Here is an 18,076-nt window from a genome sequence, read left to right on the forward strand (position 1 = left end):
CGCTTGGGGAGCCTTGGGCCGGCGGCGCCCCCAAGTCTTACTGTCCGCCTTCCACATCCTCCAGACTGAAGGTTTCGCTGTGGTCGTTGTAGGAGAAGATTTCCGCGTAGCGCCCCCAGCTGATCACGGTGTCCAGCGTTTCTTCGGCGGTTTCGTCGGACAGCGAGTCTTCCAGCTCCTGGGCGAAGCGTAGCCGCGGCGCGCGCTGGCCCGGACGCTCCTGCAGCACTTTGCGGATGTGGGCGGCCATGGGCACGTGGCGCAGCAGGTGTTCGGCGAACTGCACTTTGCGTTCCTGGGTGCCGTAGTCGGCGAACAGCTTGCCGGCGGCGGTGAGCAGGATGTCGCCGTCTTTCAGTTCGGCGAAGCCCAGGTGTTCCAGGATTTCCGCCACCGGGAACAACTCGTCCACTTCCAGCCGCAGCTTTTCCGCGATTTCCGGCATGTCCGCCTTGCCGTGATACGGCGCTTGCGCCACTTCCTCGATCAGGCCGGCCATCAGGTTGGTGGAGACCTCGCTCAGCTGGCTGCCGATTTCCAGCGGCAGCTTGTGCAGGGTATGGGCGCTGCGGCGCGCGGTCATCAGCGCGTAGATGTCGTCCACCATTTTGCGGAAGGCCGGGTCCAGCCGGTTGCGGCGGTGCGGGAAGGGCACCTTGATTTCCGCCACCACGCGGCCGGGGTTGGACGACAGCACCAGGATGCGGTCGCACATGAACACGGCTTCTTCGATATTGTGGGTGACGATGAGCACGGACTGGATGGGCAACTGGCCTTCGCTCCACAGATCCAGCATATCGGTGCGCAGCGTTTCGGCGGTGAGCACGTCCAGCGCGGAGAAGGGCTCGTCCATCAAGAGCAGGGTGGGGTTGACCACCAGGCCGCGGGCGAAGCCGACGCGCTGGCGCATGCCGCCGGACAGTTCGCGCGGGTAGGCGTTTTCAAAGCCGTCCAGGCCGATCAGGTCGATGGCGGCCAGCGCGCGGCGGCGGCGTTCCTTGGCTTCCACGCCCAGCGCTTCCAGGCCGGCCTCCACGTTTTGCAGCACGGTCAGCCAGGGGAAGAGCGCGAAGGTCTGGAACACCATGGCCACGCCTTCGGCCGGGCCGGTCAAGGGCTTGTCGTGGTAGCGGACGTCGCCGCTGCTGGGCTTGATCAGGCCGGCGATGATGCGCAGCAAGGTGGATTTGCCGGAGCCGGAACGGCCCAGCAGGCCGACGATTTCGCCTTCGCGCAGCGTCAGATTGACGTCGTCCAGCACCTGGATTTCGTCATTGCCCTTGTTGAAGCCGCGGCAGACGTTTTTCAGCTGGAAGATTTCCCGTCCCGGGGTGGTGGTGTCTAGTGTCATGGTTGCCCCCTTAGCTGAGACGGAGTTTGTTTTCGGCGATGGCGTACAGCGGACGCCACAGCAGGCGGTTGAACAGAACGACGAAGATGGACATCACGGCGATGCCGAGCAGGATCTTGGGGTAGTCGCCGGCGGCGGTGGTCTGGGCGATATAGGCGCCCAGGCCGTGGGCGGCCAGTTTGTCGTCGCCCCAGGACACGTATTCGGACACGATGCTGGCGTTCCAGGCTCCGCCCGACGCCGTTATCGCGCCGGTGACGTAGTAGGGGAAGATGCCGGGCAGCATCACTTGCCGCCACCATTGCCAGCCGCGGATGCGGAAATTGGCCGCGGCTTCGCGAAAATCGTTGGGGAAGGCGCTGGCGCCGGCCACCACGTTGAACAGGATATACCACTGGGTGCCCAGCACGATCAGCGGCGACAGCCAGATGTCCGGATTGAGCTTGAAGTGGACGATGAAGACCACGAACACCGGGAACAGCAGATTGGCCGGGAAGGCGGCGAGGAACTGGGCCAGCGGCTGGATTTTTTCCGCCAGCGCCGGGCGCAGGCCGATGTGCACGCCCAGCGGCACCCAGATCAGCGAGGCCAGCAGGATCAGCAAGGTGACCCGCAGCAGGGTGATCAGGCCCAGGCCCAGCACGCGCAGCACTTCGGCCGGGCCCACTTCGGTATGGATGAAGGTCAGCAGCTTCCAGCTGGCCAGCAGGCCCAGCGCCGCCACCAACAGCCACCAGACCACGTCGATGCCGCGCGACACCGGCGTTTGCGCCTCCGAATGCAGGCCTTGCGGCAGGCTGTAGTTGAGGCGCAGCCGGGCGGTTTTGCGCAGCAGTTTGCCAAAGGGCTTGAGCAGCAGCTGGATGGCGCGGGTGCGCTGGATCAGCTTGAGCACCCAGGATTCCGGCGCGGATTGGCTGGAGGTGTCTTCCAGGCGGAATTTGTCGGCCCAGGCCACCATGGGGCGGAACAGGAATTGGTCGTAGACGACGATGACCACGGTCATGGTCAGGATTACCCAGCCCACCGCGGCCAGATCCTTGTGCTGGATGGCCATGGCCAGATAGGAGCCGACGCCGGGCAGGGTGACGGTCTTGTCGCCGACGGTGATGGCTTCCGAGGCCACCACGAAGAACCAGCCGCCGGACATGCTCATCATCATGTTCCAGATCATGCCGGGCATGGAGAACGGCACTTCCAGCTTCCAGAACTTCTGCCACGGCGTCAGCCGCAGATTGACGGAGACTTCCTCTAGATCGCGCGGCACGGTGCGCAGCGATTGGTAGAAGCTGAAGGTCATGTTCCAGGCTTGGCTGGTGAAGATGGCGAAGATGGCGGCGAACTCCGCGCCCAGCACCCGGCCGGGGAACAGCGCCAGGAAGAAGGTGACGGTGAAGGAGATGTAGCCCAGCACCGGCACCGATTGCAGGATATCCAGCATGGGCACCAGCAGCAGGCCGGCGCGGCGGCTCTTGGCCGCCAGCGTGCCGTAAACCAGGGTGAAGACCAGCGCGGCGGCCATGGCGGCCAGCATGCGCAGCGTGGTGCGCAGCGCGTATTCCGGCAGATTGGCCGGGTCCAGTGTGATGGGAACGGTTTGCAGCGCGGTCAGCGGCGCCCAGGTTTCGCGGATGCCGGTGGTGGCCATCAGCAGGAAGCCGAGCAGGAGCGGAAACGCGATCAGGTCCCAGCGGTTGGGAATCAGCCGCTTGGCCGTGGCGGGCATGAAATGGCGGACAACGGCTGTCATCGGGCCTCTCCGGTTTATCGCCGCCGACGCCGGCGGTGTGTAGTCTGTTTTGTCCGGGCGGAGTTGCGGCGGAAAGCCGGCCCGACGATCTGGGGTTGCGGCGCGACGCGCGGCCGGGATCGGCCCGCCTGCCTTCACAGCATAGGCCAGCATCAGGGACGGCGGGCTGTCGCGGAGGCTGGTTTGCGGCGGGAAAATGCGCGTGGCGTAGGCGCTGGATACTAGCAGAGTTGCGTGGACGGGAATGTTACCGGCGCCGCAGATTTGTTGGGCTTTTGTGACGGATTGTACTGTTTGAAACTGAGTGGCGTTTCGCCACCCGCTCCCGGCGTTCCGAGCGGGCGGCGGCGTTAATGCTTACAAGACGTTGACGGCGGGGCTGCCGGCCGACACTTCCACGGTTTTGACGCTGGCGGTGGCCGGGCTGGGCGCCGCGCCGCCGTTCAGCGCGGCCACCTTGTGGAAGGCGCAGCTGAGTTTGGCCGGCGTCAGCGTGACCAAGGCGTAACCCTGGGCGTCGCTGTCCACGTATTTGAGCCAGCTGTTGAAGCTTTGCAGGGTGTTGGTGAAGGTGTCGACTACTTGGCCGCTGACCGTGGTGTAGATCAACGGTTTGGCCTTGGAGAAGGCCGGCACGGTGTCCACCACGTTTTTGAAATAGCTGAACAGCGAGTTGCTGGATACGCCGGCGGTGACCAGGTCCACCATCACCGGTGCGGGGCTGGCGGCGTCGTAGTCGTCCATCACCGGGCCGGCGAAGAAGGCGTGGATGTCGCCGGTGAGCGCCACCACATTGGCGACGCCCTGGGCTTTCAGATAGGCCATCAGCGCTTTGCGTTCGGCGTTGTAGCCGTCCCATTGATCGGCGTTGAGGATGAATTTATCGAAGAACATCGACGGCGGCAGGCTGGCGTCCAGGCCGGGCTTGATGGCGGCGTTGAACACGCCGGCGGAGATCGCGCCGCCGCTGAGGGTGTTCAACAGCGGCTGGGTGTTGGCGTAGCTGACCACGGGGGTGGAGCCGCTGGTGTTGGCGGCGGCCAGGTCCAGATAGAGCGCGCCTTGCAGCTGGGCGATCTGCGGCTGGGTCAGCGTCAGGCCCATGCCGGCCAGTTGCGGCGCCAGGCCCTGGGTCAGCAGCGAGGCCACCGCGACGGTGCCGTCAAAGCCCATGCGCAGCAGCGAGACTTCATTGCCCCACAGCTTCCAGGTGGTGGCGGCGGATTTCATCTGAGTCTGCCACCAGGCGCGCTGCGTCTCGCCCAGGATGGAGACATTGAGCAGATTGCCGCCGGTGGAGGCCATCTTGGCGGCTTCCACCTGGGCCAGGGTGTTTTTCTGCACGAAGTAGCGGCTGCCGATTTCGCCGCCGGCCTGGGTCTCCGGGATGATGTGGTCGCTGCGGTACAGGCGCTCGTCGGTCATCACCAGGGTGGCCAGGTCGCCGAAGGTGAAGCTGCGGTAGATCTGGATGTTCTGGAACGAGGGGTTGTTCAAGTCCAGCCGTACGTCGGCCGGCATATTCTCGAACCAGGCCTGGCTGGCGCTGCGGCGGCGCGCGGTTTGCGGCGAGCTGTCGTCGGTGGCGGTGTATTCCTGGCGGTCCTGCCAGCAGTCGTCGGAAAACTCGTGGTCGTCCCAGATCGCAATCATCGGGAAGCTGGCGTGCAGCTTTTGCAGGCGGGCGTCGTTGCGGTAGGACTTGTACAGCGCGCGATAGTCCGCCAGCGTGGTGGCGTAGCGGGCGCCGTCGGCGCGCAGGGTGCCGTTGGGCAGGCTCAGCGCCGGGTGGCGGGTTTCGTTGCCGCCGCTCTGGAAGCCGGCGCCGACGGTTTCGTAGATGTAGTCGCCCAGGTGGACGATGAAGTCCAGATCCTGATTGGCCAATTCCTCGAAAGCGCCCCAGTGGTTGACGCTCCAGTCCTGACAGGAAATGAAGGCGAACTTGAGCTGGGACAGCGGCGCGCCGGCGGCCGGCGCGGTCTTGGTGCGGCCGGTCATGCTGACCGCCGGGCCGGTGAGGAAGCGGTAGTAGTAGGTGGCGGCGCTGCCAAGGCCGGTGACCTTGTGGCGTATGGTGTAGTCCCAGTCAGGCTGGGCGCTGAGCGCCACGTTCACCAGCAGGGTGGAGAAGTCCGCGCGGTCGGACAATTGCAGCGTGACTTTGACGTTCTGGCTGCCGTCGCCGCCGTCGACACGGGTCCACAACACGATGCTGTCCGGCTTGGGGTCGCCGGAGGCCACGCCCTGGCTAAAGCCGCTGCCGTTGACGCCGATCGCGGCGCCGGAGCCTCCGGGCAGGCTGCCCGCGCCCCCGCCGCCGCATGCGCTCAAGCTGCCGACGGCGACGGAGGCGGTCAAGAAGCCGCTCCACTTCAGAAACTGTCTGCGATCCATCAATGTCTCCCCTCTATTGTCCTGCGTGCTTGTGTCTGAATCGGGCCGTGGGCGGCCCTTGTCGGAAAGGCGCTATTGTTTGAGGGGATTATTAAAGTGGCATGACAGCGGGTGTCAATTTAATTGAGTGTTTGCTCGAATTTGTCAGGGAAACGTGGGTTAAAACCAACACTTGTTTGAGTTTGATCCGCTTCCGCCCGCCAGCGCCGCGCCGGGGCGGCGCGCTTTGGGACGCGGCCGCGCTGCGGCGGGCGGTTTTCGCGCGCGCATCCGGCGGCGGCCGGGCGCGGAGGAAAATAAAGGCCGCGCGCAGCGCCTGCCCCCTTGATACAGCGCAAGCGCGCCCCCATAAAATAAGACTGCTAATGTGCTACACTTTCAGGCATTTTTGCGGACACCTTACCTAAACAGCCCGCTGGTCTCTGGATTCGATTACATGATTTCTTCTTTGCTTAAAAAAGTATTCGGCAGCCGCAATGACCGGCTTCTGAAGCAATTCCACCAGACGGTGGTGCGCATCAATGCTCTGGAAGAGGGCTTGAAAGCGTTGTCCGACGAGGCTTTGGCGGCCAAAACCGATGAGTTCAAGCAACGCCTGGCCAAGGGCGAGACGGTGGACGGCCTATTGCCGGAAGCCTTCGCGGTGTGCCGCGAAGCCTCGCGCCGGGTACTGGGCATGCGCCATTTCGACGTGCAGCTGATCGGCGGCATGGTGTTGCACTACGGCAAGATCGCCGAGATGCGCACCGGCGAGGGCAAGACCCTGGTGGCCACGCTGCCGTCCTATCTGAACGCGCTGACCGGCGACGGCGTGCACGTCGTCACCGTCAACGACTACCTGGCCAGCCGCGACGCCGGCATCATGGCCAAGCTGTACAACTTCCTCGGCCTCTCCGTGGGCGTCAACCTGTCCCAGATGCCGCACGACGAGAAGCAGAGCGCCTACGCCTGCGACATCACCTACGGCACCAACAACGAATTCGGCTTCGACTATCTGCGCGACAATATGGTGTTCAGCGTGGAAGAGAAGGTGCAGCGCAAGCTGGCCTACGCGGTGATCGACGAGGTGGACTCCATCCTGATCGACGAAGCGCGCACCCCGCTGATCATCTCCGGCCCGGCCGACGACAATATCGACATGTACCAGCGCATGAACGCGGTGCCGCCGATGCTGAAGCGCCAGGAAACCGAAGAGGGCGAGGGCGATTACTGGGTGGACGAGAAAGCCAACTCGGTGATGATGTCCGAAGCGGGCCACGAGCACAGCGAAGAAATCCTGACCCGTCTGGGCCTGCTGAAGGAAGGCGACAGCCTGTATTCCGCCACCAACATCACGCTGATGCACCATCTGATGGCCGCTCTGCGCGCCCACTCGCTGTTCCACAAGGACCAGCACTATGTGGTGCAGGACGGCGAAGTGGTGATCGTGGACGAATTCACCGGCCGCCTGATGTCCGGCCGCCGCTGGTCCGAAGGCCTGCACCAGGCGGTGGAAGCCAAGGAAGGCGTGGAGATCAACCGCGAGAACCAGACGCTGGCCTCGATCACCTTCCAGAACTACTTCCGTCTGTACGGCAAGCTGGCCGGCATGACCGGCACCGCCGACACCGAAGCTTACGAATTCCAGAGCATTTACGGCCTGGAAACCGTGGTGATCCCGACCAACCGGCCCATGGTCCGCAAGGACGCGCAGGACAAGGTCTACCGCTCCGCCAAGGAGAAGTACGACGCCATCCTGGCCGACATCAAGGACTGCCACGAGCGCGGCCAGCCGGTGCTGGTGGGCACCACCAGCATTGAAAACTCCGAACTGATCGCCAATCTGCTGCAAAAGGCCAAGCTGCCGCACAATGTGCTGAACGCCAAGGAACACGCGCGCGAAGCCGACATCGTGGTGCAGGCCGGCAGCCCCGGCGTGATCACCGTGGCCACCAATATGGCCGGCCGCGGCACCGACATCGTGCTGGGCGGCAATCCGGAGCCGGAGATCAAGGGCGTCGAATCCGACGACAGCTTGTCCGCCGAGGAGAAGCGCGCGCGCATCGAGAAGATCCGCGCCGATTGGCAAGTGGTGCACGATCAGGTGCTGGCCGCCGGCGGCCTGCACATCGTGGGCACCGAGCGCCATGAATCGCGCCGTATCGACAACCAGCTGCGCGGCCGTTCCGGCCGTCAGGGCGACCCGGGCTCCTCCCGTTTCTACCTGTGCCTGGAAGACCCGCTGCTGCGCATCTTCGCCTCCGATCGCGTCGCCGCGATCATGGACCGCCTGAAAATGCCGGAAGGCGAGGCGATCGAGCACCCGTGGGTGTCCCGCTCCATCGAGAACGCCCAGCGCAAGGTGGAAGGCCGCAACTTCGACATCCGCAAGCAATTGCTGGAATACGACGACGTCGCCAACGACCAGCGCAAGGTGATCTACCAGCAGCGCAATGAAATCCTGGTGGAAAGCGATGTGTCCGACGTGGTGGTCAATATGCGCGAAGGCGTGTTGTCCGACCTGGTGGACCTGCACCTGCCGCCGGAATCCATGGAAGAACAGTGGGATCTGCCGGGCCTGGAGAAAACGCTGGAAGCCGAATTCCTGCTGCCGATCAAGGTCAGCGAATGGCTGAAGGCCGAGCCGGCGCTGGACATCGAAAGCATCCGCGAACGCATCATCGAGCAAGCCGCCGAGACCTATCAGGCCAAGGTGGAGCTGGCCGGCGACGGCGTGATGCGCCAGTTCGAGCGCAGCCTGGTGCTGCAGATGCTGGACAATCACTGGCGCGAACATCTGGCGGCGATGGATCACCTGCGCCAGGGCATCCACCTGCGCGGTTACGCGCAAAAGAACCCTAAGCAGGAATACAAGCGCGAAGCCTTCGAGCTGTTCGCCGACATGCTGGAGCGCATCAAGCGCAGCGTGGTCAATGTGCTGATGACGGTGCAGATCCGCAGCCAGGAAGACGTGGACGCGGTGGAGCCGCATCAGGTGGGCGAGTACGAAATGCAGCACGCCGCGCCGGGTTCGGCGCTGGGCGAGGACGAGGACAATCCGCTGTCCCCGGACGCGCTGGCGGCGCAGGGCCTGCGCATCGGCCGCAACGACGCCTGCCCATGCGGCAGCGGCAAGAAGTACAAGCAGTGCCACGGCCGCCTGGAGTGATCCGGTAGCCGCAGGGCCAAAAGCCGACGCGCGAGCGTCGGCTTTTTTCATGCCCGCGCGCTTTGCAAGCGGACGGCGCGGTGTTAGCATCGTCGCGGGTCAACAGTTCACCCAGGCGTCGCCGGTGCCCTCACCACGCTAAACCTGTCTTGGCTAGATTCATCCCGCTTGGCTCGAACCCGTGCCAGGCCGTAACGGCGACCGCGGCAGTCCCTCCCGACCTTGGCACGACGACAGGATTCGAACCATGTCTCGTACGCTTTATCCCTTTTATTGCAGCGACATCTCCGCGCTGGCGCGTTCGCTCAAACAGCAATGGGCGCAGGAAAGCGCTCCGCCCAGCCATGTGCACATCCTCAATATGCTGGCGCGTTCCGCCGGCTTCCAGAACTTCCAGCACTGGCGGGCGGAATGCGAACGTCCGGCGCCGCCGGCCGGCCTGTCCGCGGCGACGACGCGGCTGTTGCGTCATTACGACGCCGAGGGGCGCTTGACGCGCTGGCCTAAGAAATTCAGCGAACAGCGCGTCTGCCTGTGGGTCTTGTGGGCCAGCCTGCCGGGCGGGGAGCAGTGGTCCGAGCCGGAGGCGAACGCCTTGATCCGCGCCGAAGAAGCCTTTGGCGACCATGTGTTGCTACGGCGCGAGCTGGTGGAGCAGGGCTTGCTGGGGCGGACGCCGGATTGCCGGCGTTATTGGCATGTGGCGCAGGCCTTGCCGGCGGAGGCCGAGGCCTTGGCGGCGGAAGTGGGCCGGCGCAGAGCCGGCCGCTGAGGAGGCTTGGGCGGCGGCCGGCGTCAATGGCCGTCGCCGAGCGGTTTACAACTGGGCTTTGATCGCCGCTTCCAGTTTTTTCTCGTCCAAGAGGCCGGTGAGCTTGGCGGCGATCTTGCCCTTGCGGTCCAGTATCAGGGTGTAAGGCAGGCCGCCGGTGGCGTTGCCCAGGCTGCGCATCAGGTTCAGCGTGTCGCTGTCGCCCAGCAGGATGGGATAGCTTATCTTTAGCTGGCCGACGAAGGCGCTGACTTCTTCCTTATTGTCCAGCGCCACGCCCACCACTTCCACGCCCTTGGGCGCCAGCTTGGCGCGCAGGCGGTTCAGCATCGGCATTTCCTCGCGGCAAGGCCCGCACCAGGTGGCCCAGAAATTCAGCACCGTGACCTTGCCCTTATAGGCGGCGATGGTGGCGTCGCCGCCTTGCAGTTTGGTGAAATGGGTTTGTTCCAGCGTGGGCGCGGCCATGGCGGAGAGCGGCAGCAGCGCGATCAGCGCGGGGGCGAGCAGTCGTTTCAGCATCTTGTTGAGCTTCCGGTAGGTGTTTGAAGTGTATTGGATATCCGACAAGGTCAAAGTTCTCGACGTGAACCAAACAAATGTTTCATGTTAAAATGGTCGATTGACCTTTTTGCGGAGTGGGCATGTCTATCCTCGTCTGCGGGGCCCTCGCATACGATACCCTGTTCTCGTTTCATGGCCGTTTTGACAGCCAGATCCTGCCGGATCAGCTGCACAAAATTTCCACGACCTTCCTGGCCCCGACCATGCGCCGCGAATTCGGCGGCATGGCCGGCAATATCGCCTACAGCCTGTGTCTGTTGGGCGAAACCCCCATCGTCATGGGCGTGGTGGGTGAGGATTTCGAGCCGTATCGCCAACATCTGAAACGCGCCGGCGTGGACGACCGCTTCATTCGCTTGATCCGCAAGCAGTATACCTCGCAGTGCTTCGGCATCGCCGACAAGGATGGCAATCAATTGATGGCCTTCCATCCCGGCGCCATGGATTTTGCCACCGAAAACCACATATCGGATATTCCGGGGCCGATCGAGCTGGCGATTCTGTCGCCCGGCGGCTACAGCGCCTTCCTGCAGCATTCCAAGGAATTGGCCGCGGCCGGCATTCCCTTCATCTTCGATCCGGGTCAGGAGCTGCCGCTGCTGTCGCGCGACGAGATCCACGAGATCGTCGAACTGGCCAGCTATGTGGCCATCAACGACTACGAGAGCGAGCTGATGCGCGAACGCGCCGGCCTGTCGGTGGAGGACTTGCGCAAAAAGGTGGAGGCGCTGATCGTCACCCGCGGCTCCAAGGGCGCGGAGATTTACGTCGGCGACACCGTGCACCTGATCCCGCGCGTGCAAATGCCGATCAAGCCGGTGGACCCGATGGGCTGCGGCGACGCTTTCCGCGCCGGCCTGCTCTACGGCATCAGCCGCGGCCTGGACTGGAAGATCACCGGCCGTCTGGCCAATGTGATCGGCGCGATCAAGGTCACCACGCCGGGCTGCCAGAATCACTTCTTCGACTGGGACTCGCTGAAGGACTTGTATCAGCAGGCTTACGGCGAACCCTGGCCGTTGTGACGATGCGGCCCGCGGGCCAAACCGACAAGGACGCGCAAGCGTCCTTTGCTTTTTGACGGTCCCAACACAACAAGTCTTGAATTCATCCCGCGCCACCCCCACCATTAGCGAATTCAATTCGAAAACCCAAGGGGATTCCATGCCGCCCGTTCCGCATCTGGCAACCGCACTGACCGGCCCGCTTTACGAACTGGAAAGCCGCATCCTGACTGCCCAGCCTCAGATCGAACACTGGTTCCGCAGTCAGTGGCATAACCACGCGGCGCCGTTCTACGGCTCGGTGGACCTGCGCAACAGCGGTTTCAAGCTGGCGCCGGTGGACATGAACCTGTTTCCCGGCGGCCACAACAACCTGAACCGCGACTTTCTGCCGCTGGCGGTCCACGCCGCGCAAAGCGCGGTGGAAAAAGTGTGTCCGGAAGCGCGCAGCGTGCTGCTGATACCGGAAAACCACACCCGCAACACCTTCTACCTGCAGAACATCGCCGCGCTGGTGCATATTTTCGAGCAGGCCGGCCTCAAGGTGCGCCTGGGCTCGCTGAACCCGGAAATCACCGAGCCGACCGAGCTGCAATCGGCCAACGGCGACATCGTGCGCTTGGAGCCCATCGAACGCCGCGGCAACCGCCTGGTGCTGGCGGACGGCTTCAACCCCTGCGTGGTCCTGCTCAACAACGATTTGTCCGGCGGCATTCCCGACCTGCTCAAAGGCCTGGAGCAGAACCTGCTGCCGCCGCTGCACGCCGGCTGGGCGGTGCGCCGCAAGAGCAACCACTTCGCCGCCTACGACAAGGTGTGCGAGGACTTCGCGCGTTTGATCTCCATCGATCCCTGGACCATCAATCCCTATTTCGCCAGCTGTAGCGGCCTGGATTTCCACGCCCGCACCGGCGAGGAGCAATTGGCGGACGAGGTGTCGCGGATGCTGGACAAGATTCGCGTCAAATACCGCGAATACGGCATAGACAACGATCCCTTCGTCATCGTCAAGGCGGACGCCGGCACCTACGGCATGGGCGTGATGAGCGTGAAGAGCCCGGACGAGGTGCTGGGCCTCAACCGCAAGGCGCGCAACAAGATGTCGGTGGTCAAGGAAGGCCTGGAGGTGTCCGAGGTCATCGTGCAAGAGGGCGTGTACACCTTCGAAACGGTGGAGGACGCGGTGGCCGAGCCGGTGGTCTACATGATGGACCGCTACGTGACCGGCGGTTTCTACCGCGTGCACACCGGCCGCGGCATCGATGAAAACCTGAACGCGCCGGGCATGCACTTCGTGCCGCTCTCGTTCGAAACCGCCTGCCTGCCGGACAAGCAGGGCACGCCGGACTGCGCGCCCAACCGTTTCTACGCCTACGGCGTGATTTCGCGGCTGGCGCTGCTGGCCGCCTCGCTGGAGCTGGAAGCCACCGATCCGGACGCGGACGAATGAAAGCCTGGCTGAGCCTGGCGCTGTTGGCGGCGACGGCCTCGGCGGCCGCCGACGAAGCCTTGACGCCGCAGGCGCTGGAGGAATTGGTGCAGTGCGCGTCGTTCGAGCGCTACCAGGCCTTGCAGCCGGCCTTGCTGGACGTGGTGTTCGACAAGGGGCCGGACTGGATACGAAAGAACGAGCAGGCCAGCACGCTGGGCGTTTACGCCTATGATCTGAAACGGCCGATCCGGGTGTTCGGCGCGGAGACGACGCGGCTGGCGCTGCACAAGGAGTTCGTGTCGGTGCCGCTGCCGTCCGCTTGGACAATGGCCGAAGCCGCGTCCCGGCTGCGGCTCAAACGCGCGCCGATCCGGGCGATGGAGCAGTATTACCGCTTCGTCGGCGCGGAAGGGCCGATGCTGTCCGCCTACGAGATGTCCGCCAATCCCTTGGCGGCGCTGCTGGGCGCGCCGCAGCAGGGCGAAGCGCTGCGCTACCTCGGCTGCTCCTATAATGGGGCCGACGAGCCCACTTTCCTTTCCGTCGCCGCACAGGCCGACGAGATGATGCAAACGGCGCGCAGCGGCATGGAACGCATGCTGCGCGACGCCGCCAAGCCAAGCGAGGACCGATAATCATGCGCATCCTGTTCATTGCCGATCCGCTGGATCACTTCAAGCTTTACAAGGACACCACCTTCGCGATGATGCAGGAGGCCGCCGCGCGCGGCCATGCCCTGAGCTTCGCCCAGGCCCATCAATTGTCGGTGGAGGGCGGCCGCGTGCTGGTGGATGCGCGCGATCTGAGCCTGACCGGCCAGTACGAGGGCGAGCATCCGGCCTGGTTCAAGCTGGGCGAAGTGCATCGCCAGCCCTTGCAGTCCTTCAGCGCCACCGTGATGCGCAAGGATCCGCCCTTCGACATGGAATACCTGTACGCCTCTCAGCTGTTTACGCTGGCGGAGGCGCAGGGGGCCAAGGTGTTCACCAGCGGCCAGGCGCTGCGCGATTTCAACGAGAAGCTGGCCATTTTGCAGTTCCCGGAGCTGACCGCGCCCACGCTGATCACCGGCGAGGCGCACCGCCTGCGCGCCTTTATCAACCAGCATCAGGACGTGATCCTGAAGCCGCTGGACAGCATGGGCGGCGACAGCATTTTCCGGCTGCGCCCGGACGACGCCAACCTGTCTGTGATCATTGAAACCATCACGCTGCGCGGCAAGCGCACGGTGATGGCGCAGCGCTACATTCCGGAGATCCGCGACGGCGACAAGCGCATTCTGGTGATAGACGGCGAGCCGGTGGAGTGGTGCCTGGCGCGCATTCCGGCGGCGGGGGAGACCCGGGGCAATCTGGCCGCCGGCGGTCGCGGCGAGGCGCGGCCGCTGACCGAGCGCGATCGCGAAATCGCCAGGACGGTGGGACCGGAGCTGAAAAAGCGCGGCATCCTGCTGGCCGGGCTGGACGTGATCGGCAACTATCTGACCGAGGTTAACGTCACCAGTCCCACCTGCTTCCGCGAAATCATGGACCAGACCGAGATCAAGGTCGCCGGCCTGTACATCGACGCCTTGGAGCGGCGTTGCCAGCCGCACTGACACGGTTTGCGACGACTTTTAGACACGGCCGGCGGCAACGTCGGCCGTTTTGATTTTTATTGTCGTCATCTTGAGCTGGCATGCTGGAGCGCCGGCCGCCATCCGATGCCGTTTCCGACGACCCAACCGCATGGATCTAGCAATGAAAGAAAGCCCGTTCAAAGGCAAAACCGGGATCACCCGCCTGATCAACGCCTTCGGTTACTCGCTGGACGGCCTCAAGGCGGCGTTCCGGCATGAGGACGCCTTCCGCCAGCTGGTGCTGCTGGCGGTGGTGCTGATCCCGCTGGCCTTCGTCATCCACGCCCAGCCGCTGGAGCGCGCCTTGCTGGTGGCCAGCTCGCTGGCGACGCTCATCATCGAACTGCTGAACTCCGCGATCGAGGCGGCGGTGGATCACACCTCGCTGGAGCGGCATCCGCTGGCCAAGCGCGCCAAGGACATGGGCAGCGCCGCTCAATTGCTGGGCCTGATCAATCTGACCGCGGTGTGGTGTCTGGTGTTGTTTGCCTGAAGCGGGTAAGGTGACGGCTGCCTGAACCCAGAGGGAGCCGTCCGATGATGTCGCCAGTGGAATCCGGAGTCGAGGAGTGGGTGTTGAACATCGTGCTCTGGCTCAAGTTGGGAGTGGAAGCGCTGGGCGCGCTGGTGATAGGCGTCGGCATCCTGGCCCTGGGCGTCCGCTATGTTCGCCGCTGCCTCAGCGCCAACCATGACGATTACAATCAGGTGCGGCTCAGCTTCGCCCGCTTCCTGGCGCTGGCGCTGGAGTTGCAATTGGCGGCCGACATCCTGTCCACAGCGGTGGCGCCCAGTTGGGACCAGATCGGCAAGCTGGGCGCCATTGCGGTGCTGCGCACCGCGCTCAATTACTTTCTGGGCAGGGAAATTCGCGAAGCCGAGGCGGCGCGCCGGCCCACAGAGCCGCCGGCCGCGTGATCCGGCGCTTGGCGCAAGCGTAAGCGAGGCCTCAATGAAAACAGCCCTGCCGCGGTGTCCCGCGCAGGGCTGTTGTCGTAAGCGGAGCCCTTAAGCCGGTTCGGCTTCCTTGCCTTCCGGCGGCGCGATCACCTCGCTGTAACCACACTCTTTCTGCGGGCAGACTTTCTCGGTGCCGCGGCGCTTGGTGGTCTTGATGGTCAGGATCGGCCAATTGCACTTCGGGCACGGTTCGGCCACTGGCGGATTCCAGGTGGCGTACTTGCACTTGGGATAGGTGTTGCAGCTGTAGAACAGTTTGCCGTAGCGGCTCTTGCGCTCGATCAGCTGGCCGGCCTTGCATTCCGGGCATTCCACGCCGGTTTCGCGCGGCTTTTCCAGCGGCTCGATGTGCTTGCACTTCGGGTAGTTGGCGCAGCCGATGAACTTGCCGTAGCGGCCTTTCTTGATGTGCAGCTCGCCGCCGCACTCCGGGCAACTGCGGCCTTCGATCACCGTCGGCGCTTCCGCCTCTTCCGCCGCCTGTTCGGCGGTTTCGCCCATATTGCGGGTGTAATCGCAGTCAGGATAACCGGTGCAGGCGATGAAGCGGCCGCGCTTGCCGAACTTGATGGACAAGGGCTTGCTGCATTTTGGACAGGCTTCGTCCAGGCTCTCGGTGGTGACCTCGGCGCGGGAGATGCTTTCCTTCTCCGCGATCTGCTTGGAGAAGTTCTTCCAGAAGCTGTCCATCACCGGCACCCATTCGCGCTGGCCGTTGGCCACTTCATCCAGCTGGTTTTCCAGCTTGGCGGTGAAGTTGTAGTCCACGTATTGCGCGAAGTGCTCGGTCAGGAATTTGTTGACGATGTCGCCGGTGTCGGTGGGCAGGAAGCGCTTCTTGTCCAGCACCACGTATTCGCGGTCTTTCAGCGTGGAGATGATGCTGGCGTAAGTGGACGGCCGGCCGATGCCGAATTCTTCCAGGGCCTTCACCAGCGAGGCCTCCGAATAACGCGGCGGCGGCTGGGTGAAGTGCTGGGTGCCGTAGAGCTTGTCCACCGGCAGAGTCTCGCCCTCGTCCAGCAGCGGCAGCTTGGCGTTGTCCTCGTCCTCGGCGTCGTCCACGTCTTCTTCATACACGGCGAGGAAGCCGGCGAAGGTCTGCACCTGGCCGGTGGCGCGGAAAACGCCTTCGCCGACGGCGATGTCTATGCTGGTGGTGTCGAACTTGGCCGGCGCCATCTGGCAAGCCAGCGTCCGCTTCCAGACCATGTCGTAGAGCTTGAACTGATCCGAGGTCAGGAAGGGCTTGACCATGTCCGGGGTGCGCAGGATGGACGTGGGGCGGATCGCCTCGTGCGCTTCCTGGGCGTTCTTGGACTTGTTCTTGTAGGCCACCGGGTTCTTCGGCAGGTAGTCGCCGTCGAATTTCAGGCCGATATAGCCGCGGATCTCCTCCACCGCCTCGCCCGCCAGCGCCACCGAGTCGGTACGCATATAGGTGATCAGACCGACGGTGCCCTGGCCGATGTCTATGCCCTCGTACAGCTGCTGCGCGGTGCGCATGGTGCGGTCGGTGGTCATGCCCAGCTTGCGCACGGCTTCCTGCTGCAGCGTGGAGGTGGTGAACGGGGCGGCGGGGCTGCGGGATTTCTTTTTCTTCTCGATGCTGCTGACCACCGCCGGGTGGCCTTCCAGCCGCGCCAGTATGCTGGCTTGCTCTGCCTCGTTGGGGATGTCGAACTGTTCCAGCTTCTTGCCGGCCATCGAGGTCAGCTTGGCGCCGAACTTGGTGCGGCCCTTGTGGCTGTCCAGGTGCACAGACCAGTATTCCTGCTCGACGAAGGCGCGGATTTCGTTCTCGCGCTCGCAGATCAGCCGCAACGCGGGGCTTTGAACCCGGCCGGCGGACAGGCCGCGGCGGATCTTCTTCCACAGCAGCGGCGACAGGTTGAAGCCCACCAGGTAGTCCAGCGCGCGGCGGGTCTGCTGTGCGTCCACCAGGTTCTGCGCGATTTCGCGCGGGTTCTGGATCGCTTCCAGCACCGCGTTCTTGGTGATTTCGTGGAAAACCACGCGCTGGGCGGTCTTGTTCTTCAGCAGCTTCTTGCCGTTGAGGATCTGCACCAGATGCCAGGAAATGGCCTCGCCTTCGCGGTCCGGGTCAGTCGCCAGATAGATGTGTTCGGCGTCGCCCACCGCTTTGACGATGGCGTCGACGTGTTTGCTGTTGCGCGCGATCAGCTGGTATTTCATCGCGAACCCTTTTTCAGGGTCCACTGCGCCGTTCTTGGGCACCAGATCGCGCACATGGCCGTAGGAGGCCAGGACTTCAAAGTCAGGGCCTAGGTATTTCTTCAGCGTTTTCGCCTTGGAAGGCGATTCGACGATCAAGAGACTGGTGGGCATATTATCTTTTCTATGTGCAATCGCCGGCATGCCGGCCGATCCGTCCGGACCGGGCGTTTCTGCCGCGCGGCAGAAGGGCGCCAGGCCCGTGCGTGGGCTGCTGCGTTCCCGTCGACAAGGAGGATGAAGGCTTCACCCTGAAAATTTCGCGTCGACAGAAAATATATTCGTCAAATAAAACAAGAGCGCAAGAGCGCTCTTGGATCGGCCGCCGGAACCGGCGGCCAAGGGCGGCATGTTAAGCCCGCTCCATGAGGCTGACAAGTCATTGCATGGTGGGTTCGCCATGCACGGCATCCAACAGCGCCTCGCCCAGCAGAATGGGCAGTTCCGCCTGTTGCGCCCACAACACCATCAAGGCCACCAGCTTGGCGCTGCCGACGTTGATGTCGTCGCCGTGCAGTTCCATCAGGCGGTCGATGACCATTTCGCGCTGCGCGGGCGTCAAGGCGCCGTGATCCTCCAGGAACTGCAGCAGGCCGCGCACGTCGGCGGGCAGGTGCTCCAGCTCGTCTTCGGCGTAAACGCGCATGCCGCTGGCTTCGTTGGCGCCGACGTAGCCGCTGTCGTCCAGGCCGCTGATGCCGTCCAGCCAATCCAGCGCGTCGTTGATCTCCTCGTCCTCGAAACCGGCGGCCTCCAATTGGCGCATCAGCGCGCCGCGGTCGCCGAAAGCGTCCGGATCGCGGAATTGTTCAAACAGGAAGGCGAGTACGTCAAACATCAATCTA

At 63.9% G+C, this 18,076-nt stretch carries 14 protein-coding genes; 8 read left to right on the forward strand and 6 right to left on the reverse strand.

Annotated features, from left to right (window positions below; translation table 11 throughout):
- Window positions 1-37: 37 nt before the first annotated feature.
- From QUG03_RS15150 to QUG03_RS15160, 3 genes are all read right to left on the reverse strand, one after another.
- The gene (locus tag QUG03_RS15150) at window positions 38-1,351 is read right to left on the reverse strand and encodes an ABC transporter ATP-binding protein (RefSeq protein WP_253313501.1); all 1,314 of its coding nucleotides are present in this window, start codon (window positions 1,349-1,351) and stop codon (window positions 38-40) included.
- 10 nt (window positions 1,352-1,361) lie between these two features.
- Entirely contained in the window at window positions 1,362-3,101 is a 1,740-nt protein-coding gene (locus QUG03_RS15155; protein WP_235084911.1) for an ABC transporter permease, read from the reverse strand.
- A 357-nt stretch (window positions 3,102-3,458) separates the two neighbouring features.
- On the reverse strand, window positions 3,459-5,498 hold the full coding sequence (locus QUG03_RS15160; protein WP_500820343.1) for an alkaline phosphatase D family protein: 2,040 nt from the start codon (window positions 5,496-5,498) through the stop codon (window positions 3,459-3,461).
- A 436-nt stretch (window positions 5,499-5,934) separates the two neighbouring features.
- Between QUG03_RS15160 and secA the strand changes: the two genes are divergently transcribed.
- Window positions 5,935-8,646, forward strand: coding sequence for a preprotein translocase subunit SecA (gene secA, locus QUG03_RS15165; protein WP_227106503.1), 2,712 nt, complete (start codon window positions 5,935-5,937; stop codon window positions 8,644-8,646).
- 247 nt (window positions 8,647-8,893) lie between these two features.
- Window positions 8,894-9,418, forward strand: a complete 525-nt coding sequence (locus tag QUG03_RS15170) for a DUF2087 domain-containing protein (RefSeq protein WP_107797859.1) — start codon at window positions 8,894-8,896, stop codon at window positions 9,416-9,418.
- A gap of 45 nt (window positions 9,419-9,463) precedes the next feature.
- Here the strand turns inward: QUG03_RS15170 and QUG03_RS15175 are convergent, their stop codons facing one another.
- Window positions 9,464-9,940 (reverse strand): TlpA family protein disulfide reductase, encoded by a 477-nt coding sequence (locus QUG03_RS15175; protein WP_107801581.1) that lies wholly within the window; start codon window positions 9,938-9,940, stop codon window positions 9,464-9,466.
- 122 nt (window positions 9,941-10,062) lie between these two features.
- On the opposite strand from QUG03_RS15175, the gene QUG03_RS15180 reads away from it, so the two are divergent.
- The 6 genes from QUG03_RS15180 (at window position 10,063) to QUG03_RS15205 (ending at window position 14,954) form a co-directional block, all read left to right on the forward strand.
- On the forward strand, window positions 10,063-11,007 hold the full coding sequence (locus tag QUG03_RS15180; protein ID WP_107797860.1) for a carbohydrate kinase family protein: 945 nt from the start codon (window positions 10,063-10,065) through the stop codon (window positions 11,005-11,007).
- Window positions 11,008-11,146: 139 nt separating this feature from the next.
- Window positions 11,147-12,436, forward strand: a complete 1,290-nt coding sequence (gshA, locus tag QUG03_RS15185) for a glutamate--cysteine ligase (protein WP_107797861.1) — start codon at window positions 11,147-11,149, stop codon at window positions 12,434-12,436.
- Window positions 12,433-13,053: a hypothetical protein gene (locus QUG03_RS15190; protein ID WP_500820344.1), complete on the forward strand. Its 621-nt coding sequence runs from the start codon at window positions 12,433-12,435 to the stop codon at window positions 13,051-13,053. Before gshA ends, QUG03_RS15190 begins: the two co-directional genes overlap by 4 nt.
- Before the next feature lie 2 nt (window positions 13,054-13,055).
- A complete protein-coding gene (gshB, locus tag QUG03_RS15195; RefSeq protein ID WP_107797863.1) occupies window positions 13,056-14,015 on the forward strand; it encodes a glutathione synthase in 960 nt (319 codons plus the stop codon).
- A gap of 142 nt (window positions 14,016-14,157) precedes the next feature.
- Window positions 14,158-14,529: a diacylglycerol kinase gene (locus QUG03_RS15200; RefSeq protein WP_500820345.1), complete on the forward strand. Its 372-nt coding sequence runs from the start codon at window positions 14,158-14,160 to the stop codon at window positions 14,527-14,529.
- A gap of 44 nt (window positions 14,530-14,573) precedes the next feature.
- Window positions 14,574-14,954, forward strand: a complete 381-nt coding sequence (locus QUG03_RS15205; RefSeq protein WP_107797865.1) for a DUF1622 domain-containing protein — start codon at window positions 14,574-14,576, stop codon at window positions 14,952-14,954.
- Between the two features lie 90 nt (window positions 14,955-15,044).
- On the opposite strand, the gene topA is transcribed toward QUG03_RS15205, so the two are convergent.
- Together topA and QUG03_RS15215 are read right to left on the reverse strand one after the other, a co-directional pair.
- On the reverse strand, window positions 15,045-17,345 hold the full coding sequence (topA, locus tag QUG03_RS15210) for a type I DNA topoisomerase (protein WP_227106512.1): 2,301 nt from the start codon (window positions 17,343-17,345) through the stop codon (window positions 15,045-15,047).
- Between the two features lie 265 nt (window positions 17,346-17,610).
- On the reverse strand, window positions 17,611-18,069 hold the full coding sequence (locus QUG03_RS15215) for a Smg family protein (RefSeq protein WP_048413521.1): 459 nt from the start codon (window positions 18,067-18,069) through the stop codon (window positions 17,611-17,613).
- Window positions 18,070-18,076: the final 7 nt, after the last annotated feature.

This window comes from Chromobacterium sp. CCUG 30098 (assembly GCF_059916605.1).

Bases quoted from the DNA above. Each gene is read 5' to 3' on its own strand.
- QUG03_RS15150 (WP_253313501.1), bottom strand. From the start codon at position 1,351: ATGACACTAGACACCACCACCCCGGGACGGGAAATCTTCCAGCTGAAA.
- QUG03_RS15155 (WP_235084911.1), bottom strand. From the start codon at position 3,101: ATGACAGCCGTTGTCCGCCATTTCATGCCCGCCACGGCCAAGCGGCTG.
- QUG03_RS15160 (WP_500820343.1), bottom strand. From the start codon at position 5,498: ATGGATCGCAGACAGTTTCTGAAGTGGAGCGGCTTCTTGACCGCCTCC.
- secA (WP_227106503.1), top strand. From the start codon at position 5,935: ATGATTTCTTCTTTGCTTAAAAAAGTATTCGGCAGCCGCAATGACCGG.
- QUG03_RS15170 (WP_107797859.1), top strand. From the start codon at position 8,894: ATGTCTCGTACGCTTTATCCCTTTTATTGCAGCGACATCTCCGCGCTG.
- QUG03_RS15175 (WP_107801581.1), bottom strand. From the start codon at position 9,940: ATGCTGAAACGACTGCTCGCCCCCGCGCTGATCGCGCTGCTGCCGCTC.
- QUG03_RS15180 (WP_107797860.1), top strand. From the start codon at position 10,063: ATGTCTATCCTCGTCTGCGGGGCCCTCGCATACGATACCCTGTTCTCG.
- gshA (WP_107797861.1), top strand. From the start codon at position 11,147: ATGCCGCCCGTTCCGCATCTGGCAACCGCACTGACCGGCCCGCTTTAC.
- QUG03_RS15190 (WP_500820344.1), top strand. From the start codon at position 12,433: ATGAAAGCCTGGCTGAGCCTGGCGCTGTTGGCGGCGACGGCCTCGGCG.
- gshB (WP_107797863.1), top strand. From the start codon at position 13,056: ATGCGCATCCTGTTCATTGCCGATCCGCTGGATCACTTCAAGCTTTAC.
- QUG03_RS15200 (WP_500820345.1), top strand. From the start codon at position 14,158: ATGAAAGAAAGCCCGTTCAAAGGCAAAACCGGGATCACCCGCCTGATC.
- QUG03_RS15205 (WP_107797865.1), top strand. From the start codon at position 14,574: ATGATGTCGCCAGTGGAATCCGGAGTCGAGGAGTGGGTGTTGAACATC.
- topA (WP_227106512.1), bottom strand. From the start codon at position 17,345: ATGCCCACCAGTCTCTTGATCGTCGAATCGCCTTCCAAGGCGAAAACG.
- QUG03_RS15215 (WP_048413521.1), bottom strand. From the start codon at position 18,069: ATGTTTGACGTACTCGCCTTCCTGTTTGAACAATTCCGCGATCCGGAC.